Annotated in this window: 19 protein-coding genes; 15 read left to right on the top strand and 4 right to left on the bottom strand. The window is 69.6% G+C overall.

Annotated elements, in window-relative coordinates:
- Positions 1-131: 131 nt before the first annotated feature.
- Together ACLJPX_RS39030 and ACLJPX_RS39025 are read left to right on the top strand one after the other, a co-directional pair.
- Positions 132-1028 carry a peptidylprolyl isomerase gene (locus ACLJPX_RS39030; protein WP_410605288.1) on the top strand — a complete coding sequence of 299 codons (897 nt, stop codon included), beginning with the start codon at positions 132-134 and terminating at the stop codon, positions 1026-1028.
- 84 nt (positions 1029-1112) lie between these two features.
- Positions 1113-3185, top strand: a complete 2073-nt coding sequence (locus tag ACLJPX_RS39025; RefSeq protein ID WP_410605287.1) for a HelD family protein — start codon at positions 1113-1115, stop codon at positions 3183-3185.
- A 4-nt stretch (positions 3186-3189) separates the two neighbouring features.
- Here ACLJPX_RS39025 and ACLJPX_RS39020 read toward each other — a convergent pair whose 3' ends face one another.
- Both ACLJPX_RS39020 and ACLJPX_RS39015 read right to left on the bottom strand, forming a co-directional pair.
- Positions 3190-4014: an NAD-dependent epimerase/dehydratase family protein gene (locus tag ACLJPX_RS39020; protein WP_410605286.1), complete on the bottom strand. Its 825-nt coding sequence runs from the start codon at positions 4012-4014 to the stop codon at positions 3190-3192.
- Between the two features lie 36 nt (positions 4015-4050).
- On the bottom strand, positions 4051-4866 hold the full coding sequence (locus tag ACLJPX_RS39015) for an IclR family transcriptional regulator (protein WP_410605285.1): 816 nt from the start codon (positions 4864-4866) through the stop codon (positions 4051-4053).
- Between the two features lie 166 nt (positions 4867-5032).
- Here ACLJPX_RS39015 and ACLJPX_RS39010 point away from each other — a divergent pair, with 166 nt between their 5' ends.
- From ACLJPX_RS39010 to ACLJPX_RS38975, 8 genes are all read left to right on the top strand, one after another.
- Positions 5033-6544: a sodium:solute symporter family protein gene (locus ACLJPX_RS39010; protein ID WP_410605284.1), complete on the top strand. Its 1512-nt coding sequence runs from the start codon at positions 5033-5035 to the stop codon at positions 6542-6544.
- 46 nt (positions 6545-6590) lie between these two features.
- Positions 6591-7535: a 5-dehydro-4-deoxyglucarate dehydratase gene (locus ACLJPX_RS39005; protein WP_410605283.1), complete on the top strand. Its 945-nt coding sequence runs from the start codon at positions 6591-6593 to the stop codon at positions 7533-7535.
- A gap of 2 nt (positions 7536-7537) precedes the next feature.
- Positions 7538-8794, top strand: coding sequence for a glucarate dehydratase family protein (locus ACLJPX_RS39000; RefSeq protein WP_410605282.1), 1257 nt, complete (start codon positions 7538-7540; stop codon positions 8792-8794).
- Between the two features lie 4 nt (positions 8795-8798).
- Entirely contained in the window at positions 8799-9944 is a 1146-nt protein-coding gene (locus ACLJPX_RS38995) for a hypothetical protein (protein WP_410605281.1), read from the top strand.
- A 15-nt stretch (positions 9945-9959) separates the two neighbouring features.
- Positions 9960-11417 (top strand): aldehyde dehydrogenase (NADP(+)), encoded by a 1458-nt coding sequence (locus ACLJPX_RS38990; protein WP_410605280.1) that lies wholly within the window; start codon positions 9960-9962, stop codon positions 11415-11417.
- A 109-nt stretch (positions 11418-11526) separates the two neighbouring features.
- Positions 11527-13878, top strand: coding sequence for a polysaccharide lyase 8 family protein (locus ACLJPX_RS38985; protein ID WP_410605279.1), 2352 nt, complete (start codon positions 11527-11529; stop codon positions 13876-13878).
- 57 nt (positions 13879-13935) lie between these two features.
- Entirely contained in the window at positions 13936-15084 is a 1149-nt protein-coding gene (locus ACLJPX_RS38980) for an epoxide hydrolase family protein (RefSeq protein ID WP_410605278.1), read from the top strand.
- A 69-nt stretch (positions 15085-15153) separates the two neighbouring features.
- A complete protein-coding gene (locus tag ACLJPX_RS38975) occupies positions 15154-15951 on the top strand; it encodes an alpha/beta fold hydrolase (protein WP_410605277.1) in 798 nt (265 codons plus the stop codon).
- Here ACLJPX_RS38975 and ACLJPX_RS38970 read toward each other — a convergent pair.
- On the bottom strand, positions 15944-18655 hold the full coding sequence (locus tag ACLJPX_RS38970; protein ID WP_410605276.1) for a BTAD domain-containing putative transcriptional regulator: 2712 nt from the start codon (positions 18653-18655) through the stop codon (positions 15944-15946). The genes ACLJPX_RS38975 and ACLJPX_RS38970 overlap by 8 nt on opposite strands.
- A gap of 124 nt (positions 18656-18779) precedes the next feature.
- Between ACLJPX_RS38970 and ACLJPX_RS38965 the strand changes: the two genes are divergently transcribed.
- Positions 18780-19268 (top strand): hypothetical protein, encoded by a 489-nt coding sequence (locus ACLJPX_RS38965; RefSeq protein ID WP_101608705.1) that lies wholly within the window; start codon positions 18780-18782, stop codon positions 19266-19268.
- A gap of 131 nt (positions 19269-19399) precedes the next feature.
- Here the strand turns inward: ACLJPX_RS38965 and ACLJPX_RS38960 are convergent, their stop codons facing one another.
- On the bottom strand, positions 19400-20212 hold the full coding sequence (locus ACLJPX_RS38960; protein ID WP_410605275.1) for an SAM-dependent methyltransferase: 813 nt from the start codon (positions 20210-20212) through the stop codon (positions 19400-19402).
- 173 nt (positions 20213-20385) lie between these two features.
- Between ACLJPX_RS38960 and ACLJPX_RS38955 the strand changes: the two genes are divergently transcribed.
- The 4 genes from ACLJPX_RS38955 to ACLJPX_RS38940 all read left to right on the top strand — a co-directional run bounded on the left by ACLJPX_RS38955 (position 20386) and on the right by ACLJPX_RS38940 (position 26763).
- The gene (locus ACLJPX_RS38955) at positions 20386-21729 is read left to right on the top strand and encodes a cytochrome P450 (RefSeq protein ID WP_410605274.1); all 1344 of its coding nucleotides are present in this window, start codon (positions 20386-20388) and stop codon (positions 21727-21729) included.
- Positions 21730-21805: 76 nt separating this feature from the next.
- Entirely contained in the window at positions 21806-22855 is a 1050-nt protein-coding gene (locus ACLJPX_RS38950; RefSeq protein WP_410605273.1) for an alpha/beta hydrolase, read from the top strand.
- Positions 22856-22960: 105 nt separating this feature from the next.
- Positions 22961-25075, top strand: a complete 2115-nt coding sequence (locus ACLJPX_RS38945; RefSeq protein ID WP_410605272.1) for an EAL domain-containing protein — start codon at positions 22961-22963, stop codon at positions 25073-25075.
- A gap of 98 nt (positions 25076-25173) precedes the next feature.
- Positions 25174-26763, top strand: coding sequence for a substrate-binding and VWA domain-containing protein (locus ACLJPX_RS38940; RefSeq protein ID WP_410605271.1), 1590 nt, complete (start codon positions 25174-25176; stop codon positions 26761-26763).
- The last annotated feature ends 2 nt before the right edge of the window (positions 26764-26765 follow it).

The following is a 26765-nucleotide window of genomic DNA, read 5'->3' as shown; positions in this document are numbered from 1 at the left end:
TAAGTCGGATGTATTCACGGGTGAGCGCTCTGGTCAAAGTGGGACGGCGCGCCGCGGGGAATGCCGTGACGCCCCGGCGCTGATCCGTGAGAGTGTTCCTGCACTTCCCCCGCCGGATGACAGGAGCACTGATGTCCCAGCCGCCGCAGCAGCCGTACCAGCAGCCGGGCTGGTACGGCGCACCGCAACAGCCACCCCAGCCGCCTCCGTCGAACAAGACGGCGCTCTGGATCGGGCTCGGTGTGCTGGGACTGGTCGTGGTGGTCGCCCTCGTCGCGATCACCGGTTTCGTGGCGCCGGGGTTCTTCCTGTCGGACTCGAAGGGCAAGAGCGCGGTCGCGTCGTCGTCCTCGGCGCCGACGTCGAGCGCCCAGGACACGACGGCGCAGAGCCCGGTGCAGATCCCGGCAGGCCGGATCGACCTGCCGAAACGTACGGCGCCGCTGGCGGATCCGACGGACTGCGCGTATCCGGCGAGCTCCAGCGGTGAAGTGCCGAAGAAGGCCACTCCGCCCGCGGCGGGCCCGACACCGGCGTCCGGCACGACCGCGGTCACGGTCAAGACGACCGCGGGCGACATCGGGCTGACGCTGGACCGCGGGCTCGCGCCGTGCACCGTGGCGAACTTCCTTTCGCTGGCGCAGCAGAGCTACTACGACGGCACCTCGTGCCACCGGCTCGGCACTTCGGGGCTTCAGATGCTCCAGTGCGGAGACCCGGCGGGCAACGGCATGGGCGGGCCGGGATACACGATCCCGGACGAGGTCTTCCCCGCACTCAAGTACGGCCGCGGGATCCTCGCCATGGCGAAGACACAGGAACCGAACTCGGGCGGCAGTCAGTTCTTCATGGTGTTCGGTGAAGCCGAGCTGCCGCCGGAGTACACGGTGTTCGGGAGCATCTCGGACGCGGGACTGCAGGTGCTGGACAAGGTCGCGCGCGGTGGCGTCGACGAGGCGAAGGGTCCCGGTGACGGGACGGGACCGCCGAAGATCCCGGTGACGTTCCAGTCGGTCGCGGTCGGCTGAGGCGGCGGAAAAGAACAAGACTGTTTCTCCCGGTCGTCGCCGTGCACGCTCGATGGCACTGATCGCCGGACTGGGAGGGGACGCGTGGCAGGCAGTGGCGCCGACCGTGAGATCGACAGGGAACAGGACTACGTGGCGGCCCTGTACGCCCGCCTGGACGTCCTGCGCGAGGAGGCGGCAGGGAGGCTGGCGGCGGCACGGCGGCCTGGGGGAAACCAGGAAGCGGTGAGTGTCTGGCAGGCGGAGGCGGCCCGGCTGGACGCGGTGGAACAAGGGTTTTGCTTCGGGCGGCTGGACACGCACGACGGCCGGCGCGTCTACATCGGCAGGCTGGGCCTGTTCCGGGACGGGGACGAGGAACCGCTGCTGGTGGACTGGCGGGTCCCGGTGGCCCGGGCGTTCTACACCGCGACGGCGACCGCTCCCGGCGGGGTGCGGCGACGGCGGCGCATCACCACGCGAGGCCGGACCGTCGTCGCGCTGGACGACGAGTTGCTGGACCCGGATGGTGCCGGCGACGACGGCCTGGTCGGTGAGGCGGCGTTGCTGGCGGCCGTGACCGTGGAGCGGACCGGGCGGATGCACGACATCGTCACCACCCTGCAAGCCGAACAGGATCGGATCATCCGGCACGAGTCCGGTGGGGTGCTGGTGGTCCAGGGCGGTCCCGGCACGGGGAAGACGGCCGTCGCGTTGCATCGGGTCGCGTACCTGCTCTACACCCGCCCGCAGCTGCGCACCCGCGGTGTCCTGGTGGTGGGGCCCAGCCGGATCTTCCTCGACTACATCGGCCAGGTGCTGCCGGGTCTCGGCGAGAACAGCGTGGTGACCGCGACCATCGCCGACCTGAGGCCGGACGTCGAGGTCAGCCGGGTGGATCCGCCCGGGATCGTCGCGTTCAAGGGCGAGGCGGCCATGGCCGGACGGCTGGCGGCGGCGGTGCGGTCGCGGGTCCGGACCCCGGAGCACCCGGTCGACGTCGAGTTCGAGCAGCAGGTGCTGCGGCTCGATCCGCACGACTGCCGGCGCGCCGTGCGGAGAGCCGCGCGGGCCGGGCTTCCGCACAACCAGGCCAGGCTGGTCTTCGAACGGGAGATCGTGGAGGTGCTCACGCGGCGCCTGATCGAAGGAATGGAGGCCGTCGTGCTCACCGAAACGGGTGAGGCGATCGACGGTGGCAGCCCGGACGGCCGGCTCGGCGAGGCGGACCTGCGTGCGCTCGCCGCCGCGGGGGTCGTGATCGACCACGACGACGGGCCGCGGACCCTGCTGGACGAGACCGACCGGACCGGTCTGCGTGACTCGATGCTCGCCGACACCGGCGTCCGGGCCGTACTCGACGAGCTGTGGCCGTCGCTGACCCCGGAGCGCGTGGTGTCGGACCTCCTCGGCGACCGGGCCGGGGGCTGGAGCGCCGCGGATGTCCCGTTGCTGGACGAAGCCGCCGCCTTGATCGGCCACCGCGCCGCCCCCGCGACGTTCGGGCACGTGGTCGTCGACGAGGCGCAGGAACTGTCCGAAATGGACTGGCGGATGCTGATGCGCCGGTGCCCCACCGGATCGATGACCATCGTCGGGGACCTCGCCCAGACCGGGAGCCCGGCGGGCACCTCGTCGTGGGATCGCGTGCTGCGGCCACACGTGCGGGATCGGTGGCGGCTCGCCAGGCTCACGGTCAACTACCGCACCCCGGCGGAGATCATGGCCGCCACCGCGGAGCTGCTCGCCACGCACCATCCCGGTACGCCACCGCCCCGGTCGGTCCGCTCGGCCGGTGAAACACCATGGCGGGCAGGCACTTCCCGCGACGGCCTGGTCGCGACCGTCGCCGACTTCGCCACGGCGCACACCGAGGGCCAGCTCGGGATCATCGCCCCGGGCGCCCTCACCGCGCCCCTGGCCGCCGCGTTGTCCCTCCCCACCTCACCCGACTTGACCGGCAAGGTCGTCCTGCTCACCCCCGACCAGGCCAAGGGCTTGGAGTTCGACTCGGTCCTGATCGCCGACCCGGCCGGAATCCTCGGCGCCGCGCCGCACGGCCACAACGACCTCTACGTCGCGATGACCAGGGCCACCCGCCGGCTGGGCGTGGTGCACCCCGGTCCGCCACCGGCCGAACTGTCCGCGCTGCGGGAACAGCGCTCCGGCTGGTCGTGATCGCTCAGAGCGGGTTGTAGGCGCCCAGCGGAGCGGTGCAGAACGGCCCGCCGACGTACTCCGCCGCCGCGCCGGTCGGCGCCGGCCTGTCCGCCAGCTGGTCGGCGTAGGTCTCGGCGTTGTCGAGCGACTTGTAACCCAACTCCTCGGCTTCGGCCAGCGAGTAGATCCGGCGCGTGTTGTCGGAGACGCCCCAGATCAGCCGGTAGCCGGGGGAGGGATAGCTCAGGCAGGCCTCGAACAGGCGGGCGCCGTCGTCGGGGGAGAGCCAGGTCGTCAGGCCGCGCGGGCCGAGGACGAGCGGGTCTTCGAAGCACGAGCCGATGCGGATGACGATGACGTCCATGCCGAACCGTGAGTGGTACAGGCTGCCGAGCGATTCGATGGCCGCCTTGCTGACGCCGTAGTAGGTGTCCGGCCGGGGGGTGGAGTCGGCGGGGAGACCGTTTTCGCCCGTTTCGTCGTTGCGGCGGAAGCCGACGGAGTGGTTGCTGGAGGCCAGGATCACGCGCGGTACGCCGGCCGCCCGCGCGGCTTCGAGGACGGTGTGGGTGCCGTTGATGTTGACGTCGAGCGTGGCTTCCCACGAGTTCTCGCGGCTGTGCCCGCCCAGGTGGATCACCGCGTCGACGCCGGCGCACGCCTTCGCCATCGCCTCCGGGTCGGTCACCGACGCGGTGATCAGCTCGACGTCCTCGCCGCCTGCGGCTTCGGGCTGCGCGGCGAGGTCGAGCAGCCGCAGCACCCGGCCGGAGCGGCGCAGCCGCGGCCGCATCAGGGTGCCGACGATGCCCGCCGAGCCGGTGATCAGGACGCGCTGGTCTGCCATGGGAACCCCTTGTCAGTAAAGGAAGGACGGGAAAGATCAGCGGATGCCGGCGCGGCGCAGTTGCTGGCCGAGTTCCGCGGTGATTTCGGCGAGGAGCTCGCCGACGCGCTGGGCGTCGGCGTCGGTGACTTCGGTGACCGGCATGGAGCAGCTGATCGCGTCCGTACCGGGGATGCGGTACGGGATCACGGCCGCGACGCACCGGACGCCGAGGCTGCCTTCCTCGATTTCCGCCGCATAGCCGCGTTCGCGGGTCTTCGCGCATTCGGCGTGCAGGGCTTCGGCCGAGGTGATCGTGTTCGGCGTCAGCGCGGAAAGCTCCCCGGTCAGGAGTTCGCTGATCTCGTCGTGCGTCAGTTCGGCGAGCAGGGCCTTCCCCAGCGCGGTGGCGTGGGTGGGCAGGGTGCGGCCGACGCGCGACACGAGGTGCGTCGAGTGCCGTGACTCGCGCGTCTCCAGGTAGACGACGTCGGTGCCCTCGCGGCGCGCGAAATGCGCGGTGAACCCGGTCTTCTCCCGGATCCGCTCCAGTGCCTCGGTCGCGTACGGGACGACCGGGTCGCGGTCGAGGTAGGCCGTGCCGCAGATCAGCGCGCGGACGCCGAGGCGGTAGCGGGCGGTGTTGGTGTCCACTTCCAGCCAGCCGGCTTCGAGCAGGGTGCGGAGCAGTCCGTGGAGGCTGGACCTGGGAAAACCGGTGCGCGCGTGGAGATCCGACAGGGAAAGCCAGACGTCGTTCGCGGCGAAGGTCTCGATCAGGTCGATCGCCCGGCGCGCGGATTTGACCCCGGCGGGTTCCGGCGCGGCGGCCGCGCCGTTCGACACCGTGACAGCGGCTTCCTGCTGTGGCATCCGCGCTCCTCCATCCGGCCGTTGACTTGTGACTCCGGCCATATTAGCGTCCCGAACAGCGTTCTTATGGATGAACATAATCACTATAACAGACTCCGTTCATGAATGTGAACAGTCGACCGCCGACGGCTGGAGTGCACGACATGGACGCGGAAAGGAGTCAGCGGTGCATTTGCTGGACTGGATCATGGTGTCCGCGTATTTCGTGCTGATGGTGGTGATCGGCCTGTGGTCGCACAGCCGGGTCAACACGGTCAGTGACTTCTTCACCGCCGGCGGGAAGATGCCGTGGTGGCTGGCCGGTATCTCCCACCACATGTCCGGCTACAGCGCGGTTCTCTTCGTCGCGTACGCGGGCGTCGCCTACACGGACGGCATCACCGTCTACTTCTGGGGCATGGCCAGTATCGGTATCGGCGTCGGCATCGGCAGCTGGCTGTTCGCCTCGCGGTGGAACCGCCTGCGCTCGAAGCTCGGGGTCGCCTCGCCGCTCGAGTACCTGGCGAAGCGCTTCAACGTGCCCACCCAGCAGGCCCTGGCCTGGAGCGGCAGCCTCCTGAAGATCTTCGACATCGCGGCCAAGTGGTTCGCGGTCGCGACGATCCTCAACGTCTTCGCGGGCGTGCCCTACACCTGGGGCATCATCATCACGGGCTCGATCACGCTGATCTACTGCACCGTCGGCGGGCTCTGGGCCGACGCGCTCACCGACTTCGGCCAGTTCGTCATCCAGGCAATCGCGGCGATCGTGATGCTGTGGGTCGTGCTGGACAAGCTCGGCGGCGTCTCCGGGCTGTGGACCGTGTGGGGCGACCTCCCGCCCGCCCACCTGAACCCGACCACGTCGAAGTTCACCACCGTGGTGTTGCTCGTCTACGTGCTGGTGAAGACGCTGGAGTACAACGGCGGTATGTGGAACCTGGCGCAGCGCTACATGGCCGCGCCGAACACCTACGAAGCCCGTCGCGGCGCGCGGCTCTCCTCGATCCTGTACCTGGTGTGGCCGCTGGTGATGATGTTCCCGATGTTCGCCGCCCCGTTGCTGATCCCGAACATCTCGAACCCCAACAACGCCTACGCGATCATGACCACGACGTTCCTCCCGCCGGGTCTGGTCGGGCTGGTGCTGGCCGGGATCTTCTCGCACACCATGGCGATGGTCTCCTCCGACGCCAACGCGATCTCCGCGGTCATCACCCGCGACATGATGCCGGTGCTGTGGAAGAAGGCCCGCGGTTTCACCGACTCCCAGGGGCTGCTCGCGGCGCGGATTTCGACGGTGGTCTTCGTCGTGCTCACCATGGCGGTGGCCACACAGGCCGAGAAACTCGGTGGTGTGCTGGGTATCGTGGTGCTCTGGGTCGCGGCGCTGATGGGCCCGATCTCGGTACCGCTGCTGCTGGGCATGCTCCCCGCGTTCCGCCGCTCCGGCTCCCGCGCGGCCCTGATCTCGTGGGCGGGCGGTCTCATCGCCTACGCGATCGCTTACTACGGCTACAACGCCACCCTCGCGGTCACCGTGTCCACCCCGATCCTGGTCTCGCTGGCGCTGTTCATCGGGCTCGGCTACCTCATGCCCGAGCGCAAGGCCACCACCGACGAGATCATCGACGCGATCGACCGTGACGACGACCTCACACCCAGCAAGTCGCAGGACGGCACCACCGTGCCCGCCTGACCGGGCCCGAACCCGGGATCAACCGATAAGAACGAAAGAGAAATCCATGGCACAGACCAAGATCGAGCTCGACGGCCTACTGGCGTTCCCCCTGACCCCCTTCACCGAGGGCCTGGAACTCAACCTCGACGCGTTCGCGGAAAACGTCGAGAGCCATGTGGCCGCCGGAGCCGGCGCGCTGTTCGTCGCCTGCGGTACGGGCGAATTCAGCTCGCTGTCCCCGGACGAGCACGCAGCGATCCTGCGTAAGGCTCGTGAGGTCGTTTCCGGGCGCATACCCGTGTGGGTCGGGGCGGGCGGCGGTGCGGCGTCGGCCCGTGCCGGGATCGCGGCGGCGGAGGCGGGCGGCGCGGACGGCGTCCTCCTCCTGCCGCCGTACCTGGTGACCGGTCCGCCTTCCGGGCTGGTCGACCACGTGCGGTACGCCGTCGGCGATTCCTCGATCCCGGTGATCGTCTACCACCGTTCCACCGGTGTGTTCACCCCGGGTTCCGCCGTGGAACTGCTCGACATCCCGTCGGTGGTCGGCCTCAAGGACGGCTTCGGCGATGTCGAGCTGATGAGCCGGATCATCACCACGATCCGCTCGGTCGATACCGACCGCGCCCGGGAGTTCCTGTTCTTCAACGGTCTTCCCACCGCCGAGGTCTCCGCGCGCGCCTATGCGGCGATCGGCGTGGCGCGGTACTCCTCGGCCGTGCACTGCTTCGCCCCCGAGATCGCGGCCCGCTTCCACCGCGCGCTCGCGGAGAACGACGACGCCGTCATGGAGGCGTTGCTCGCCGGGTTCTACCTCCCGCTGGTCGCGCTGCGGGACGAGGGACAGGGCTTCGCCGTGTCGCTGGTCAAGGCCGCCGCGCGGTCGCGCGGTGACAAGGTCGGCTCGGTCCGGCCGCCGCTGGTCGAGCCCACCGCGGACCAGATCGCGCGGCTGGAGAAGATCGTCGACGACGGCTTCGCCGTCCTCGAGTCCGTCGGGACCGGTGCCTGAAGATGAAGGTTCTCGACGTCGTCCTGACCCCGGTCGCCTTCGCCGACCCGCCGCTGCTCAACGCGATGGGCGTGCACGAGCCCTTCGCGCTGCGCGGTGTCGTCCAGCTGATCTGCGAAGACGGCGTGGTCGGCCTCGGCGAGTCCTACGGTGACCTCGCGTTCCTCGAACAGGTCCGGAAGGTGCTGCCGGAACTCAAGGGACAGGACGTGTTCGACCTGCCCGGCCTCCGCCGGAAGGTCGCCACCACCCTCGGCGAGGTCGTCTTCGCCGACGCTCACGGGCTCACCGGCGGATTCTCCGTCAGCAAGACGGTCGCCAGCGTGTACTCGCTGTTCGAGGTCGCCGCGCTCGACGCGCAGGGCCACTACCTCGGCAGGCCGGTGGTGGACCTGCTCGGCGGCAAGGCGCGCGACAAGGTCGACTTCTCCGCCTACCTGTTCTACAAGTTCGGTGCCCACATCGGTGCCGACGAGGATTCGTGGGGCGAGGTGACCACGCCGGAGGCGCTCGTCGGCGAGGCGCGCCGCATGGTCGAGGAGTACGGCTTCCGCTCCATCAAGCTCAAGGGCGGCGCCTTCGACCCGGACCAGGAGATGGACGGCATCCGCGCGCTCGACGAGGCGTTCCCGGACCACCCGCTCCGCATCGACCCGAACGCGGCTTGGACTCCTGAGACCGGGATCCGGGTCGCCGAAGAACTCGACGGTGTCCTGGAGTACCTCGAAGACCCGACACCGGGCATCGAGGGCATGGCGCGGGTCGCCGAGCGGGCGAGCATGCCGCTGGCCACGAACATGTGCGTCGTGCGCTTCGCGGACATCGAGCCCGCCTTCCGGCAGCGAGCGGTCGGCGTAATACTTTCGGATCATCACTACTGGGGCGGCCTGCGGGACACGCAGGCCCTCTCGATCACGGCGGAATGCTTCGGCGTGGGGCTTTCCATGCATTCGAACAGTCATCTCGGGATCAGTCTGGCCGCTATGGTGCACGTGGCCGCGGCGACGCCGCACCTGACCTACGCCTGCGACACCCACTGGCCGTGGAAGACGGCCGACGTCATCGCCCCGGGTGCGCTGGAGTTCGCCGACGGTGCGGTCGCGGTGCCCGACAAGCCGGGGCTCGGGGTCGAACTCGACCCCGACGCGCTGGCGCGGGCCCATGAAGACTATGTCCGAAGTGGACAGACCAAACGGGATGACGTGACCTATATGCGGAAGTTCGTCGGAGACTTCGAACCGAACACGGCGCGGTGGTGACGGGGTGAAGGTCACCGGATACGCCTACCCCTGGGACGTCGTCGACGATCCCGGGTTCGTCGAGCGCGTACGGGAACTCGGCGTCGACGAGGTCGCCGTCGCGGTGTCGTACCACAGCGCCCGCGCGGCGACGCCCTGGTCGCCGGAGCGCACCTCGGTCGTCGCGCGCCACGCGGCGCTGTACCGGCCGGTGCGCGACGAGGCCTGGGGTGAGCTGAAGCCCGCCGAACCGGACTGGGTGGAGAGCCGCGACAGCGCGGGCGACGCCGTCCGGCTGCTGAACGAGGCGGGGATCCCGGCCGCGGCGTGGCTCGTGCTGACGCACAACTCGCAGCTGGGCACGGAATTCCCCGATTTCACCGTGCGCAACTGCTTCGGCGAGCGGTATCCGTGGGCGCTATGCCCCGGGCAGCAGGAGGTCCGCGAGTACGCGGCGAACGTGGTCGCCGAGAGCCTCGCGGGGCTCGACTTCGCCTCGGTCATCCTGGAGGCGTGCGGTCCGCTCGGCGCCATCCACCAGCATCAGCACGAGAAGACCGACGGGGTCTGGTCGCCGGCCGTGGCGCGGTTGCTGTCGGTCTGCTGCTGCGACGCGTGTCTCGAATCCTGGGCCGAGGCGGGCAAGGATCCGGCGAAGGCGCTGGGCAAGCTGCGTGCCGAGGTCCGGCGGCTGATCGACTCCGGTGACCTCCGTGCCACCGAGGACAAGATCCTGCCCACCCTGCGGCAGGTCCTGCTCGACACACGGCAGAAGGCGACGGACGCCCTCCGGCGTGAAGTGCTCGCGAAGATCCCGTCCGGCCCCAGGATCGTGCTGCACGGCGCGATGGACCCGTGGGTCACCGGAGCGCTGCCGGGGCTGACACCGTCGGTCCCCGAAGACGTCGACGCGGTGGTCCTGCAGAACTGGGTACCCGGGCACGCCAGCCGGGAGTCCGTCGCGACGGCGCGGGCGAAACTGCCGCGCAAGGTCGCCGTCGGCAGCTACATCACCGCGGTGGCGGCGAGCCCGGTGCCCGACATCGAGGCCTACACCACCGAACTCGGCAAGGCAGGCGCCACCGAACTGCACCTGTACCACCTCGGCCTCGCCGGCCCGGGGCGCTGGGCGGATCTCATCGCCGCCGTCAGCGCCGCGCAAGAACTCTAGGAGAAGCAAGAAATCATGAGCCAGGCAACGGATTCCGCCACGCTCGAACAGATCCTCGCGGCCGCCGCCGATGCGGCAGGCACGGCGGCGGCCGCGACCCCGGCCCAGCGGGCAGGCTGGCTGAACGCGGCGGCGGACGCCCTCGACGCGTCCGCCGACGAGCTGATCGCGCTGGCGAACCAGGAGACACACCTCCCGGCCTCCCCGCGACTGCAGGGCGAGCTGAAGCGCACGACGTTCCAGCTGCGCCTGTTCGGTGAGGTGCTGGCCGACGGCTCGTTCCTCGGCGCCACGGTCGACCACGCGGACGCCGCGTGGCCGATGGGGCCGAGGCCGGACATCCGGCGGCTGCTCACCCCGATCGGCCCGGTGCTGGTGTTCGCCGCCAGCAACTTCCCGTTCGCGTTCAGCGTCGCGGGCGGTGACACCGCGTCGGCGCTGGCCGCCGGGTGCCCGGTCGTGCTCAAGGCGCACTCCGGGCATCCGGAGCTGTCGGCCCGCACCGGCGAGGTCCTGCGGGAGGCACTGGTCGAGGCCGGTGCGCCGGAAGGGATCTTCGCGGTCGTCTACGGCCAGCAGAACGGCGTGGCGGCGCTGAAGGACCCGCGGATCCAGGCGGCGTCCTTCACCGGTTCGGTGCCGGGCGGGCGCGCGCTGTTCGACATCGCGACCTCGAGGCCGTCGCCGATCCCGTTCTACGGCGAACTCGGCAGCGTCAACCCCGTCGTCGTGACCCAGACCGCGATCGACACGCGCGGCGAGGCGATCGCCAAGGCGTACGCGGGGTCGTTCACCCTCGGTGCCGGGCAGTTCTGCACCAAGCCGGGACTGCTGTTCCTCCCGGAGGGGCACGGGCTCGAAGACACGCTGCGCGAGGCCGTCGCGACGATCCCCGCGCAGCCGATGCTCAACGAGCGCATCGCGGCCGGCTTCGCCGACGGACTCGCGAAGCTGACCGAGGTCGCGGGGGTCGAGGTGCTGTCCGAGTCCGGTGGCGCGGAAGGGATCTCGCACGGCGCGACCCTGCTCGCCACCACGGCCAAGGACTTCCTGGCCGACGCCGAAACGGTCCGCGAGGAATGCTTCGGGCCCGCGTCGCTGATCGTCACCTACGCCGATCAGGACGAGCTGATCAGCCTGCTCGGTGTGATGGAACCCGGGCTCACCGCGACCATCCAGGGCGAAGAGTCCGATGTGGACTGGATTCGCCCGGTGCTCCCGTCGCTGACCCGTGTCGCAGGACGCCTGCTGTGGAACGACTGGCCGACCGGCGTCACGGTCACCTGGGCACAGGAACACGGTGGTCCCTACCCGGCGACCACCGCGCCGACCAGCACCTCGGTCGGCACCGCCGCGATCGAGCGGTTCCTGCGGCCGATCGCCTGGCAGGGCTTCCCCGACGCGCTGCTGCCGGAACCGTTGCAGGAGAACAACCCGTGGGACCTGCCCCGCAGGACCGACGGGAAACGCTAGAGATCCTCGTGAGTGGTAAGGACGGTTAGAACCGCCCTTACCACTCACGAGGCCCAGCATCCGCCGCCGCCCCTAGTTGCTGTCTTTCGACCCCTTGGGAGGCCTCGTCATGCCCGGATTCGGTTACGTCGACAGGAGAACCGCCCTGCGTTCAGGTGCGGCAGCGGCCGCCTCGGTCGCGCTCACGACCGCTCTCGCAAGCCCTTCGTCGGCCCAGGCCGCGTCTTCGGTTCAGGTGGGCACGTCGTCCATCGTGACCGGCTACCGCGAACTGCAGACCGGGATCAACCGGCCGTCGGCGGAACGCGCCGCCGCGCTGGCGAACCTGGACAGGGTCGCGAAGTCCTACTACGACAGTATGACACCCGGCGGGGGTCCACTGTGGAAGGACCTACCGCTCGGCCCTGGCAGCGAGTTCACGACGTCGATGTACGCGCGGCTTCGCGCGATCGCGGTCAACTGGGGCACTCCCGGCGGCGCGCTGGCGGGCGACCCGGCCGTGCTCGGCAGGCTCAAGGCGGCGCTGGAACTGTTGTACACCAGCGATCAGTACAGCGAGAAGACCGCCGAGATCGGCAACTGGTACACCTACGAGATCGGCATCCCGCTCTACCTGCTGCACATCCTCGCGACGGTCGCCGACGAGCTGACCCAGGACGAGCTCGCCAAGTACCTGAAGCCGGTGCTGAAGTTCTCCGGCAACCCGAACCTCCGCACGAACAACCCGGGCGTCGTCGAGACCGGCGCCAACCGCGCGGACAAGTCGACGATCTCCATCGTCTCCGGCGCGATGCTGGGCGACACCGAACGGATCAAGCGCGGTGTCGGGGCGTTCACCGACGCCGAAGGCGGGGGAGTGGCGAGCGTCATCGCCAAACTCAGCCGCGCGGCAGGCGACGGCTTCCACACCGACGGCTCCTTCATCCAGCACGATTCGGTGCCGTATCCCGGGCACTACGGGATCGTGCTGCTCACCGCCGTCGCGTCCGCCATCCACGTCACCAAGGGCACGGAGTTCGCACTGGCCGCCGACGTGCGCGAGGCGGCGTACGCGCTGGTCTCCGACACGTTCGCGCCGTTCGTCTACGCGGGCGCGCTGATGGAGTCGGTCCGCGGCCGGTTCCTGTCCCGGCAAGGGGAATCCGCGCACGACATCGGACATCAGCTCACCGGCGCGGTCGTGCTGCTGGCGCGGTCGGCGAGCGGGAAGCGCAAGGAAGAACTCGGCGGGCTCGCCGCGAAATGGATCACCGAGGACACTTTCGCGCCGTACCTGAAGATCCCCGACCCCGAGCGGTTCGCGCCCGGTCCGGATCTCGTCGGCATCCCCGGCATCGAATTCGCGCAGGAGTTGCTGGCGACCGAGATCCGGCCGACGCGGACGGTCGCGACGCACCGCGTGTTCGGCCAGCAGGACCGGATGGTGCACGTCACCGAAGGCTGGTCGGCCTCGCTCGGCGTCGCTTCGACGCGGATCTCGCGGTACGAGTCGGTCAACTCGATGAACCTGCACGGCTGGTACACCGGCGACGGTTCGCTGTATCTCTTCCTGCCCAAGGCCAAGGGACACTTCACCGACGCCTACTGGCCGACCGTCGACCCGCTGCTGCTGCCCGGCACGACGACCAAGACCGGCCTGCCGCCGACGCTGGAACAGGTGCCGCTGACGAGCAAGGACTACAGCGGCGGCGTCCGCTGGGACGCGCGGCACGGCGCGCACGCGCTTGACTTCGTCTCGCAGGACGGCACGCTGACCGCGAAGAAATCCTGGTTCTTCACACCTTCGGGAGTGGTCTGCCTCGGCGCCGGGATCACCGACACTTCCGGTGAGCGGGTCCGCACCACGATCGAGAACCGCAACCTCGGCGAGAACGGCTCGGGTGTCCTGCTGGCCGACGGCCGGTTGGTCGGCGGCTCGGAATCGTTGCGGCGCAAGCGATGGCTTCACCTGGAGAAGGTCGGCGGGTACATCCTGCTCGACGACGCGGAGGTCACGGCGCTGCGTGAGGACCGGACGGGGACCTGGCGCGACGTCGACAAGGGCGCCAACACCAAGGGCACCACCGTGCCCTACACCCGGCGTTATCAGAAGCTCGTGATCGAGCACGGCGCCAAGCCTTCGGGCGCGAGCTACGCCTACGCCGTCCTGCCCACCGCGTCGGTGCTGGAGACGATCGCGACGGCCTGGGCGTGGCGTGTGCGGTCCAACACCGAGACTGTGCAGGCCGTCCGGCTGTGGGACGCGACGCTGCTGGCGAACTTCTTCGCGGCGGGTTCGGTCGACGAGGTGTCGGTGTCCGGTCCGGCGGCGGTGGCGCTGGGACGGGGGAACAAGGGCTGGCAGTTGGCCGTTGCGGATCCGACGCAGCGGCAGGACGTCATCAAGGTGACGGTGCGGCGCAAGACCGTCGAGGTGCCGGTGAAGGGCACTTTCGGTGCCACTCAGGTCGTCCGTATCTAGTAGGCGCGAGGGCCATTTAGGTCAATAACTGGCCTAAATGGCTCCTACGGTCACTTCATGACCGACATCGAGCAGTTCCGCATCGACATCCCGCAGTCCGAGCTGGACGACCTGACCGACCGGCTGGCCCGCACCCGCTGGCCGTCGGCGCTGCCCGGTGCCGAGTGGAGCCGGGGAGTGCCGGTCTCCTACCTCAAGGAGCTGGCCGAGTACTGGCGAGACGGCTACGACTGGCGCGCGTGGGAGAAGCGGCTCAACGACTTCCCGCAGTACGTCATCGAGATCGACGGCCAGCGGGTGCACTTCCTCCACGTCCGCTCCCCGGAACCGGACGCGATCCCGCTGATCATGACGCACAGCTGGCCGAATTCGATCGCCGAGTTCCTGGAGGTCGTCGGCCCGCTGACCGACCCGCGAGCTCACGGCCTCGACCCCTCGCGGGCGTTCCACGTCGTCGCGCCGTCCCTGCCCGGCTTCGGTTTCTCGCCGTTCCCGGAACCGGCGGACGAGAGGCCGTGGGACATCGCGCGGGTGGCGCGGACCTGGGCGGAGCTGATGAGCCGTCTCGGCTACGAACGCTATGGCGCACACGGGAACGACGCCGGCGCGCTGGTGACGCCCTGCCTGGCGGTGCACGCGCCCGAGCACGTCATCGGCTCGCACATCACGTCCGGACTAGGTGTGCCGATGGGCGATCCGGCCGATTTCGAAGGGCTCACGGAACAGGACCAGGCCGAGCTGGCGGGGCTGATGGAGCGTTTCGCGGGCGGCAGCGGTTATGCGCCGTACCTGACGAACAGGCCGCAGACCTTGAGCTTCGGGTTCCTCGACTCGCCGGTCGCCCAACTGGCCTACCTGGTCGAACGGTTCAAGGAGTTCGACGGCTGGCCCGAAGGCGCGGCGCCCGCCGAGCCGATCGACCGCGATCTGCTGCTCACCAACGCGACGCTGTACTGGCTGACCGCGACCGGCGGCACTTCGCTGTGGCCGTACTACGAGGGCGCAGCCGCGATGCCGATCGACCAGACCGTGGTACCGACCGGCGTGTCGCACGGCGGGCCGTCCGCACTGCGCAAGATCGCCTCCCGCAAGAACGACCTCGTGCGCTGGGCGGATCACGAGAGTCCCAGCCACATGGTCGCGATGGCCGTCCCGGACGACGTGGTGGCCGAGCTCCGGGGGTTCTTCGGAAGTCTCCGGAAGTGATGTCGAGCGGTGGTCATCGGCTCCGACCCCGGGACGAAGCTACAGTCAAGCGACCCCGTGGAGGACCTGATGACCACCTCGTTCGAGACCGTGACCTCGGCCGACGGCACCCTGATCGCCTTCGAGCGCACCGGTGAGGGCACGCCGGTCGTCCTGGCCGGCGGCGCGTTCAACGACCGGACGACGGTCGCCGGCCTGGCCGCGACGCTGGCCCCGGACTTCACCGTGATCGCCTACGACCGGCGAGGGCGGGGCGACAGCGGAGCGGGCGCCGTCTACTCGGTAGAGCGCGAGGTCGAGGATCTCGCCGCGGTGATCGACCGGGTGGGCGGCTCGGCGGCGGTTTTCGGGCACTCGTCGGGAGCCGTGCTGGGGCTGGAGGCCGCCGCCCGAGGCGTCGCCATGACCGGCCTCGCCGCCTACGAGCCGCCGTACGTCGTCGACGACAGCCGTCCGAGGCCCGCGGCCGACCTCTTCGACCGCGTCCGGGCCCTGATCGCCGACGGCGACCGCGACGGCGCTGCCGAACTCTTCCTGGTCGAGGGGACGGGCACCCCGGCCGAGGTGGTCAAGGGGATGCGGGACGACCCGTTCTGGGCCTGGTTCACCGGCCTCGCCCACACGCTGCCTTACGACCTGGCGCTGTGCGGCCCCGGCAACGTCCTTCCCGCCGACAGGCTGGCCAAGATCTCCGTGCCGACGCTGGTGATGGGCGGCGGGGAGAGCGACGCCTGGATGCGGGCCGGCGCCCGCGCCGTCGCGGACGCGGTCCCCGGAGCGAGGCACGCCACCGTCGAGGGTCAGGACCACGGCGTCCTCCACCAGCCGGACGCTCTGCGCGGGCTGCTCACCGACTTCCTCAGGTGACGGCCTTCACCGGCTCGGGGGACAGGCCCATCGCGGCGTAAAGCTCCCGTGCGGCACGGGTTTGCCCGAGTCCGGTCAGCGCGCGGGCCTCTTGGAGGCGATAGCCGATCCGTCTCGCGGTTTCGAGTGCGAGGCGGTGCCGCCCGAGGGCCACCGTCACCTCTCCGAGCGCGAGGCAGGCGGTGCCCAGGCTGTTGGCCGCCATGGTCAGCAGCAGCGGATGGTTGAGCCGGGCGAGGATGGCGCACGCGCGTCCGGCCTGCTCGCGCGCTTCACGGGGCCGGTGGGCGAGCAGCAGGGCGTCGGCGTGGTCGATCCGGCTCCACGCCTCGCCGAACAGGTAGCCGAGGTCCTGCGAGGCGGTGATCGAACGCCCGGTGACCTCGAAAGCCTCCTCGAACCGGCCGAGCCGGGCGAGGACCAGGCCCAGCTGGGCCGAACTCAGGATCATGCCGCGGGGATCCTCGCGCAACGCCACCGATCGCCGGGAGGAGGCCAGCGCGTCGTCCAGGTGGCCGAGGATCTCCTGCGCGTTGCTGAGGTTGGTCCAGAGCGTGGCGGCGGCTTCGAGGTCGACGGTTTCGTCCACGACGGCGAGGCCGTCGCGATAGAACCGCATCGCCTCGGGGTAGTTGCCGAGCATGCTGTGCAGGGCGCCCGCTTTGGACAGGGCGATCGCCTCGGTCTCACGGTCGCCGGACGCGCGGACGACATCCAGCCGCTCCAGGGCGCAGGCCATCCCCTCGGTGAGCAGGCCGTTCTCCCACAAGGCCAGGGTGAGGCTCGCCAGGCTCAGCTGGATCGCCCGAGGGTCGCCGATCCGGCGGGCGGCGGCGATACCGGTTCGCGCCACGGCGAGCAGTTCGTCGAGGTGCCCGCTCTCCCGGAGCTGTACCGCGGTGCTCTCGGCGATCCGCCAGGCGTGGTCGTCGTGACCGGTGCCGAGGGCGTGGGCGGTCACCGCGACCAGGTTGGCCCGTTCCGTCGCGTACCAGGCGGGTCCGCCGCCTTCGCGGTAGTGATCGAGCAGCCTGCCCAGCGCCGGAACGGATTCCTCGTCGCGCGCGGCGTTGCGGGCGTGTTCGGCGATCAGGTCGTGGAACGAGTACCGGCCCAGCGACGGTTGCCTGAGCAGGTGGGCGTCGAGCAGCTCTTCCAGCAGGCGTTCGGCTTCGCGCTCGCCGGTACCGGCCAGCGCGGCCGCGGCGGGCACACCGATGTCGGCGCCGGGATTCCGCCCCAGCAGCCGGAACATCCGCTGTTGCGCGTCGTCGAGTTCCTGATAGGACAGTGCGAACGCCGCGGCCACGTCGCGTCCGGCGACCTTCAGTTCGGCCAGCCTGTCGTGTTCGGAGCCCAGCCGTTCGGCGAGGGTTTCCACGGTCCACTGTGGACGGTTCTGCAACCGGGCGGCCGCGATCCTGATCGCCAGCGGCAGGTTGCCGCACAACGCGGCGACGCCCGAGTCCGGTCTCCCCGACGCCGCCGCGAACAGGGCGCCCGCCTGTTCGTCCGGCAGGACTTCGAGACTGATCGACGCGGCACCGTCGACGGCGGCCAGCCGCCGCCTGCCGGTGACCACGAGGGCGACCGTCGCCGAACCGGGAAGGAGCGGCCGCACCTGCTCGGCGGTCGCGGCGTTGTCGAGCACCACGAGCAGCGACCGGCCCGCCGTCCTGGTCCGCCACAGTTCGGCGCGCCGGTCCACGCCGCCGGGGAGACGGCTCGCCGGGACGTCCAGCTGTCCGAGGAGGGCTTCGAGCGCGGCCTCGGGTGCGAGTGGTTCGCGGGTGGGGGAGTGGCCGTGCAGGTCCACGAACAGTTGCCCGTCGGGGAAATCGGCGGCGAGCCGATGCGCGGCGTGGACGGCGAACGAGGTCTTCCCGGCCCCGGCCATCCCGTCGACGGCGACCGGGCGGCCGAGCCGGACGGCGTCGAGGAGACGACGGATCTCTTCCTCCCGGCCGGTGAAATCCGGGACGTCGTAAGGAAGGAAGCAGCGGACCTTGCCGTACTCCGGCTCGTCGCGGAGGATCCGCTCGTAGAGTTCGCGCAACTTCGGGCCGGGATCGATCCCGAGTTCGTCCACCAGCCGTGACTGCGTCTGCCGGTAGACGTTCAGCGCGTCGGCCTGCCTGCCCTGCTGGTGCAGCGCGCGCATGAGCAGCCCGGCGAACGGCTCCCGGAGAGGGTGCTCGGCGACCAGCGCCGTCAATTCCGCGACGGAGTCTTCCCCGGCGGAGATGTCCTCGTCGAGGCAACGCTCCACAACGGACAGACGCCGTTCGTCGAGTTCGTCGGCTTCACCGCGTAGTGCCGTACTGTCCACACCGGACAGAGCGGGACCGTGCCAGCATCCGAGCGCCTCCCGGAACTCGCCGCGTGAGACGTGCTCCTCGAACGAGCGCAGGTCGAAGGTACGCGGGCGCAGGACGAAGCCGGGCCCTTCGGCGGTCAGGATGTCTTCGGTGGCACCCTCGGCGACGAGAGCACGCTTCAGCGCGGTGGTGAGGTTGCGGATCTGGCGGACGGCCGTCGCGGGAGGATCCTCGTCCCAGACGACGTCCACCAGCCGTGAAACCGAGACGACGCGATCGGCACCGAGCAGCAGCGCGGCCAGGATCCGCTCCTGCCGCGAACCCGCCAGTTTCAGCGGCCGTGCGCCGATCCGGCACTGCACCGGCCCCAGGATCCGGAACTCCATCGCACCCCCTCCCGCGAGGTTAACCGGCCCCGTGCCCGCGCCGGTGCGGAAGTGATGCAGCTGTGATGCGCCACCCGGCGAACCTTCCGGTGGACGAAGTACCGGACGTGATGAGGAGAACCCTATGCGCAAGCGGTATTACGCGGCGTTGGCCGGGCTGGTCGTGGCGGCGGCGGGAATCGGCGTGCCCGCCGCGGCGACCGCGGGCGAGCAGCAGGCGGAGAGCGAGCGGCGGTCCTGCCAGCGCTCGTTCGACCGCGCCGTCTGGGAGGACATGGACAGCTACAACAAACGCGACGAGGCCCGTTACCGGGCGATCATCCACCAGAACATGGTCACCGTCGGGCGCAAGGGGCAGCTGTTCATCGGCTACGACGCCAACGTGCAGCCCGTGGTCGACGTGCAGTTCAAGCTGCCGTACGAGTACAGCATGCCGTGGACGGTGACCCACACCGTCGTCGAGAACTGCACGATGGGCTTCGCGATCCTCGACGCGTACTACAAGGTGCCGTCGCAGAACATCGACCGGCACTACACGATCAGCCTGACGCTGGTCCGCGAGCACGGCAAGTGGCAGGTCATCAAGGACACCGTGACCGACGTACTGCCCTGATCGGGGGAGCGGGGGGCGTGGGGGGAGTGCTATGAAAGGCCCGTTACTTGCAAAATTTGCAAGTAGCGGGCCTTTCATAGCGCGCGCGAGTAGGGAGCGGAGCGGGAGCGGGAGCGGGTGAGGGGAGAGAGTCAGGGTTTCCGGCCCACGCCGGCGTACGGGAGCGAGTTGATCTCCGGGTCGTCGGACATGTCGCCGGCGCCTTGGGGGTTCCACATCGCGCAGCCGACGACGCCGGGCTCGATGAGGTCGAAACCGGCGAAGAACGCCTCCACCTGGTCGTGGGTCCGGGGAATGGGGTCGTTCTGGGTGCTCTTGTACGCCTCGATGGCCTCGTCGAGGCCGCTCGAGTCCGCGTCGGCGGCGACGTGCGAGATGGCGAGGAAGCTGCCGGGGGCGAGGCGGTCCCGGTAGCGGGCCAGGATCGCGTTCGGGTCCCAGGAGTCCGGCACGAAATGCAGGAGCAGCAACATGAACAGGCCGATCGGCTGGTCGAGGTCCAGCAGTTCCCGCGTTTCGGGCGCGTCGAGGATGTCGTTGGCGTCGCGCAGGTCGGCCTGGATCGCCGCGCACCGGTCGTTGCCGCGCAGCAGCAGTTTGGCGTGCGCCACGGCGACCGATTCCCGGTCGACGTAGACCACCCGGCAGGACGGGTCGATCTGCTGGACGATCTCGTGGAGGTTCCCGACGGTCGGGATCCCGGAGCCGATGTCGAGGAACTGCCGCACGCCCGCGTCCACCATGTGCAGCGCGGCGCGGCGCAGGAAGGCGCGGTTGAGCCGGGCCGCGTCGCGGATCCCCGGCATGATCTGCAGGATCTGTTCGCCCAGCACCCGGTCGGCCTGGAAGTTGTGGTCGCCGTTGAGCCAGTAGTCGTAGACCCGGGCGGGATTCGGCACGGTCGTGTCGACCTCGGGAGGGACCCAGCTCAGGTTGGAAGTCACCGTCGTCGCCGCCGTTCCGTTGGGAATCCGTTGGGGCACAGGAGTCTAGCGGGCCGCCGGGGCCGGGCTGCCATCGTCCGATCGTGTGGATGTGCGGCCGCGGAACCCCGTTCGTGACCCGGCGGTCCTAGGGTTGCCGGGTTCAGCGTCCGAGCACCGGGGAGACGAGCACGATGGCACCACCTCCGGACGTCGCTGTCGCACCAGGCCGGTGGCCGCTGCTGGGGCACACCGTGCCGATGCTCCGCGACCCGCTGAAACTGCTGTCGTCACTGCGATCGCACGGCGACGTCGTCCGCCTCGACTTCGGCCCGATGCCGGTCTACCTGGTCACCACACCGGAACTGGCCTGGCGGCTGCTCGCCGTCGACGCGGCGAAGTTCGACAAAGGCATCGTGTTCGACAAAATGCGGCCGCTTTTCGGTGACGGGCTCGCGACTTCCAACGGTGCCTTCAACCAGCGGCAACGGCGGATGATGCTGCCCGCCTTCCAGCGAAGCCGCATCGCGCTCTACGCCGAGACGACGATGACGAAAATCGCTGTAGAGCTTGCCGACTCGTGGAAACCGGGCGAGGTGGTGGAATTCGACCAGCGGATGCAGGATCTCGCGCTGACCATCTCCGGGCGCACGCTGTTCTCCACCGAACTCGGCGACGACGCGCTCGCCGAAATCCAGCGGTCGATCCCGATCATGTTGAAGTACGTCATGGTCAGGGCCTTTTCGCCGAAGTTCGTGGAGCGGCTGCCGATCCCGGCGAACCGCGAGTTCGACGCCGCGGCCGCGCGCCTGAGACGGGTCATCGGCGACGCCGTCCTCAAAGCCCGCGAGCAGGGCGGGGATCAGGGTGACCTGCTCTCGATGTTGTTGCTGGCCAAGGACGACGAGACCGGCGAGAAGATGACCGACCGTCAGGTGGAGGACGAGGTCATCACGATCCTCACCACCGGCGCCGAGACCACCGCCGTCGCGCTGGCGTGGTTCTTCCACGAGATCGGCGCGCGGCCGGACGTCGAGCGCCGCTTCCACGCCGAGGTGGACGAGGTGCTCGCGGGCGGACCCGCGCGGTTCGACCACCTGCCGCGCCTGGTCTACACGCAGCGGATCATCAACGAGGTCGTGCGCCGGACCCCGCCGGTGATCCTGATGCGGCGCGCGCGGGAAGACGTCGAACTCGGTGGCGTGCGCCTTCCGGCCGGTACCGAAGTCGCGGTCAGCCAGCACACGCTGCACCGCGATCCGCGCTGGTTCCCCGAGCCCGGCAGTTTCGACCCGGACCGCTGGGAGCCGGATCGAGCGGCCTCGCTGCCGAAGGGCGCGTTCATCCCGTTCGGCGCCGGGCCCCGGCTGTGTCCCGGCCACCAGTTCGCTCCCACCGAGATCGCGTTGGTCGCGGCGACGATCGGCGCGCGGTGGCGGCTGGTGCCGGTACCAGGGGTGAAGGTCTTCCCCAAGATCAAAGCGACGATGCAGCCGAACCGATTACCGATGACCGTGCTGCCGCGAACCTCGGGCTGACGGTGAGCGTCCGACTACCAGGTGTAGGGTTCGTGCTCCTTCCGAGCGTTCCGATTCCGGAGAGGATTCTGTGAGAATGCCGCTCAAACTGGCCACGGCGGTGGCTGCCTGCTGCGTGCTCCTCGGTGGTTTCCTGGTCGCCGCCCCGGCCGCGGCCGTCGAGATCCGTTGTTCCGACCTGGACCTGCCGGTCACCGGCCCGCTCGGCGAGCCCGCCACGGTGCACGGCCGGTTCTGCCTGCCCGACGGCCCGGTGCCCGACGCGGTCCAGCTCCTGGTGCACGGCGGCACCTACAACAGCGCCTACTGGGACCTGCCCTACGACCCGGATCGCTACTCGTACCAGCGCGACATGGCCAAGCACGGTTACGCGACCTTCGCCGCGGATCAGCTCGGTTCGGGCGGGAGCAGCAAACCGCTCAGCCTTCCGCTCCTGCTGCCGGTGCTGGCGCGATCGATGCACGAGGTGATCGGCCACCTGCGCGCGGGCCGGGTCGGCGGCACGCCGTTCGAGAAGGTCGTGATCGTCGGGCATTCGGTCGGTTCGGGCATCGTCGCGGCCGAGGCGTCGACGTATCAGGACGTGGACGGCGTGATCCTCACCGGGATGACACATCTGCCGTCGGTGCCCGCGTTGACGCTCGGCGTGCTTTTCGGGCTGCAGCCCGCGTTCGCGGACGACCGGCTCGGTTCGCTCGGCAGCGATCCGCTCTATTTCACGACGAAACCGGGAGCGCGCGCCGGGCTGTTCTACGCGACGGAAAATACCGACCCGGGTGTCATCGCGGCCGATGAAGCGACCAAGGACCAGGTTTCGGTCCCGGGAATGGGAACCGTCGCCGTGTTCGGCATCGTGCTGCCCGCGACAAAGGCGATCCGCGTACCGGTTCTGCAGGCGGTCGGGCAGAAGGACATCCTGTTCTGTGGCCTGTTCGCGCTCCGGAACTGTTCGAGCGGCGCGACGCTGCGACCGGCGGAAGCGCCGTATTACCGGCCCGAGGCCGAACTTTCCACGTATGTTCTGCCCGGTGCCGGACATTCGTTGGCGTTGCATCGCAACGCGTCCGAGTACCGGGACGCCACGCGCGGATGGCTTAGGGACAAGGTCGGTGTTGCAGTACCGTAGGGTTACCACCCGATTGGGTGACCGGTAAACCGTGAGTATGGCCAGAGAATCGTGGAGGATGTTTCTCCACCGCGGAATACGAAAACGACCCCAGGACCGGCGGACGTGACTGCCCCACTTCCGGACGGCGACGAGTTCTCCGTATCGCCGGACGCCTCGAAAAGAAGCTCGTCTTCCGCTTCGCCGAAGCGGAAGAACGCCGCGCCGACCCGGGCGACCCTTGTGCGCAAGTGGGCGTACCTGGTCACGAGCACGGCGTATCTTCCGTATACCCACGCCCAGATCGAAGAGCATTTCACCGCGCTGCTGGACGACGTGTACGCGGCGGTGCTGAGTGACGACGCCGAGCCCGCGCAGGCCACCGAAGCCGGCGCGCGGCTCGTCGCGCTCAGATGCGTCGGGCCGGACAGCCTGCGTCGCACGATGGAGGTACTCGGCAAGGGGCTCTTGCACGAACCGGAGTTGCGGAGCGTGAAGTCGCTCCCCGAACGGGTGTTGCAGGTGCTCGGCGCGCTCGCGTCCGGCTACGGCGAGGCTTTGCGCGAGAGCATCCAGACCCAGCAAGAGGATCTGAGCCGCACGCTGGTCACGCTCGAACGCGAGACCCGGCGTGAACTGGCGCTCGCGCAGGCGCGCTTCGAGCAGTTGTTCACCGGTTCGGCGACCGGCGTGGCCGTCACCAGGGTGGACGGCCGCGTCCAGCGGGTGAACCCGAAGTTCGCCGAGATGCTGAACCGGCCCGTCGCGGATCTGATCGGGCTCAACCTCTACGACCTGGTCCACCCGGAAGACGCCGGCGGCCTGCGAGAGGGTTACCGGAAGCTGCTCGAAGGCGAGAGCCAGCGGCTCGAACTGTCACGAAGACTCGTGACCGAAGACGAAGAGCCGACCTGGGCCGGCTTCACCGGCGCTGTCATCCGCGACCCGGCGGGCGAGGCCCAGCAGTTGATCACGCTGGTCGACGGCGACACCGACGTCTCCCTGCTCCAGCGTCAGCTGAGCCGTCAAGCCCTGCACGATCCGCTGACCGGCCTGCCGAACCGGCAGTTCTTCGGCACCCGGCTGGAGAAGGCGCTGCGGCACGCCGATCCGGCCTTCGGCGTCACGGTCTACCACCTCGACCTCGACGGGTTCTCCCTGATCGCGGGCGGGCTCGGCCAGAAACAGAGCGACGACCTGCTGAAGAACGTCGCCGCGAAGCTGCGGACCGTCGTGGGCGGCGAGAACGCGCTCGTCGCCAGGCTCGGCGGTGACGAGTTCGGCATCCTCATCCAGAACACCGCCGCCAGCCCGGACGTCGCCACCGTCATCGGCATGATCAACCAGGAACTCTCCGAACCGGTCTACCTCGAAGGCGGGAGCGGGGTCGCGGTCTCGGCGTGCGTCGGGGTCGTGCACCGGCCGCCGAGGGACATCGCGCCGACCGAACTGCTGCGCGTCTCCGACATGACACTGCGCCGGGCGCAGTCCAACGGCTACCGGCAGTGGGCGCTGTCCGACTCCGCCCTCGACACCCGGGAGCGGCACGAGTTCAGCCTGGCCGTCTCCATGGCGGGTGCCTGGGAGACCGGCGAGCTCGAGGTCGGTTTCCGGCCGCTGACCTGGCTGGCGGACAACAGGCCCGCGGGTATCGAGGCGAGACTCGCGTGGAACCATCCCCGCCACGGCCGGATCGGTCACGACACGTGCGTCCGCTTCGCCGACGAGACCGGCCTCATCGTGCCGCTCGGCGAATGGCTCATCCGCACCGCGTGCGAGGAGTCGGACGACAGGCTCCCGATGGTCGTGGGACTGACCCCGCACCAGGCCGCGGATCCGGATCTCGTCGGATCGGTGCGGAGCGTGCTCGCCGCGACCGGACTCGGGCCGTCACGGCTGCGGCTGGGCTTCCCCGCCGGTGCTGTGCTCGCCGAACTCGGGGAGACCGTGGACAACCTGCATCTCCTCGCCGAGATCGGGGTGGACCCCGAACTGCAGGACTTCGGCGCGGCCGGTGACGTCGTCTGTCTCGTGGACGTGCCCGTGCGGACGGTCCGGATCGCTCCCCGGCTCGCGGAGCGGCGGACGGAACCGCTGGCCGGACGTTCGCTGCGGAACCTCATCGAGACCGCGAACATGGCGGGCGCGACGGTGATCGCGGACGGGATCGACTCGACCGGCGACGCGGGCTGGTGGCAGTCCGTCGGCGCCCACATCGGGGCGGGCCGGTACTTCGGTTAGGCCATCTGCCGCAGTGGCGCGGCGCTAAGTTACCCGAGAGTTGACGTACGCGGGCGGATTGGGCAACATCCCAGGTCCTCACCCCGCACCTCGGAGGCATGCGCATGCAGGTAGGCCCGAGGCGTGGGCGGCGTGTCACCGCGCCCGTCGTCGTCTTGAGCCTGTTGCTGGTGATCGCGCTCGGTGCCTGGTGGGGAGTGGACTATCTGCGGGCCCGCTTGGCGGGCAACGGTTGTGACGCGCTGACGCCGGTCGCGATCACCGCCGCGCCCGATGTCGCGCCGGTGCTCACACGGCTCGCGGCGACCGTGCCGCAGGAAGAATGCTTCAGTGTCACCGTGACGGCGAGCGAGTCGGCCACGACGGCCGACCTGCTCGGGACCACCACCTCCGGCGGCCCCGACGTCTGGATCCCCGAGTCGAGCACGATGTTGTCGCAGGCCAGGGACGCCGGCGCGTGGAACCTGCCGGAATCCGGTCAGTCGGTGGCGAATTCCCCGGTGGTACTGGGACTTCCCGACGAAACCGCGCGGCGGTTCGGCTGGCCGGGGAGAACCCCCGCCTGGCAGGAGATCCTCGACGGTTCCCCGGTCGGGATGCCGGACCCGGCCCGCGATCCGCTGGGCATCGCCACCCTGCTCGGCCTGCGGAAGCTGACCGAGAAGGCACCCGATCCCGCCGCGGCCTTCACCGCCGTCATGCGGAAGCTGAACCCGGCTCCCGGCCAGTTCCCGGCCGCCTTCCCGGTGACCGAACAGGCCGTCCTCACCCGGAATCTGGTGGCGGCCTACCCCGGTGTCCCGGTGCAGGGGTTCGATTACCCGTACGTCGTCCTGCCCAAGGCGTCGGAGGCGTCGAGGGGAGCGGCGGAACGCTTTCTGCGGCTGCTGCTCGATCCGATGGCGGGCGCGACCTTCGCCAACGAGGGATTCCGCGCGCCCGGCGGCCAGTTCACCGTCCCGCGGGCGCAGGACAGCCGGACCGATCCGGCGCCCCAGCCGCCCGGTGCTCCGCCCGTGACGGAGATGTACGCCGCACTGCAGGCCTGGGCGGGGACGAACCTGAGCGCCCGGGTCCAGGTGCTGCTCGACGTCTCCGGTTCGATGGCCGCCGCCGTGCCGGGCGCGGGGAAGAGCCGGATGGAACTCACCCTGCAGGCCGCAACGCAGGGACTCGGGCTGTTCAAACCCACCACGGAACTGGGGTTGTGGCTGTTCTCGACCAAATTGGACGGTGACAAGGACTACCGCGTCCTGTTGCCGATGAGGACGATCGCGGAACAGACGACTTCGGGCGGTGTCGGGCAGCTTCAGGCGGTGCGGCCGAAAGCCGGCGGGGCGACCGGCCTCTACGATTCGATCCTGGCCGCGTACCAGAACGCCAGGCAGAACTGGAAACCCGGCCGGATCAACCTGGTCGTCGTCCTCACCGACGGGCGTAACGAAGACAGCGAGACGATCGGGCTGCCGCGGTTGCTGGAAGAGCTGGGGAAGCTCCAGGACCCGCGGAAACCGTTGCCCGTCATCGGGATCGGCATCGGACCCGACATCGACGCGTCCGAACTGCGGCAGGTGTCCACCGCCACCGGCGGGGATTCGTTCACCACCCCCGATCCCCGGAAGATCTCGGACGTCTTCTACCAGGCGCTGAGCAAGATCATGTGCCAGCCGCCGACCTGCAAGAATTGAGG

Origin of the sequence: Amycolatopsis sp. lyj-90 (assembly GCF_046549035.1) — a bacterium.
Classification (GTDB): Bacteria; Actinomycetota; Actinomycetes; order Mycobacteriales; family Pseudonocardiaceae; genus Amycolatopsis.
The sequence above is the reverse complement of the archived record's forward strand: the minus strand, read 5'-3'. Positions and strand labels throughout refer to the sequence as shown.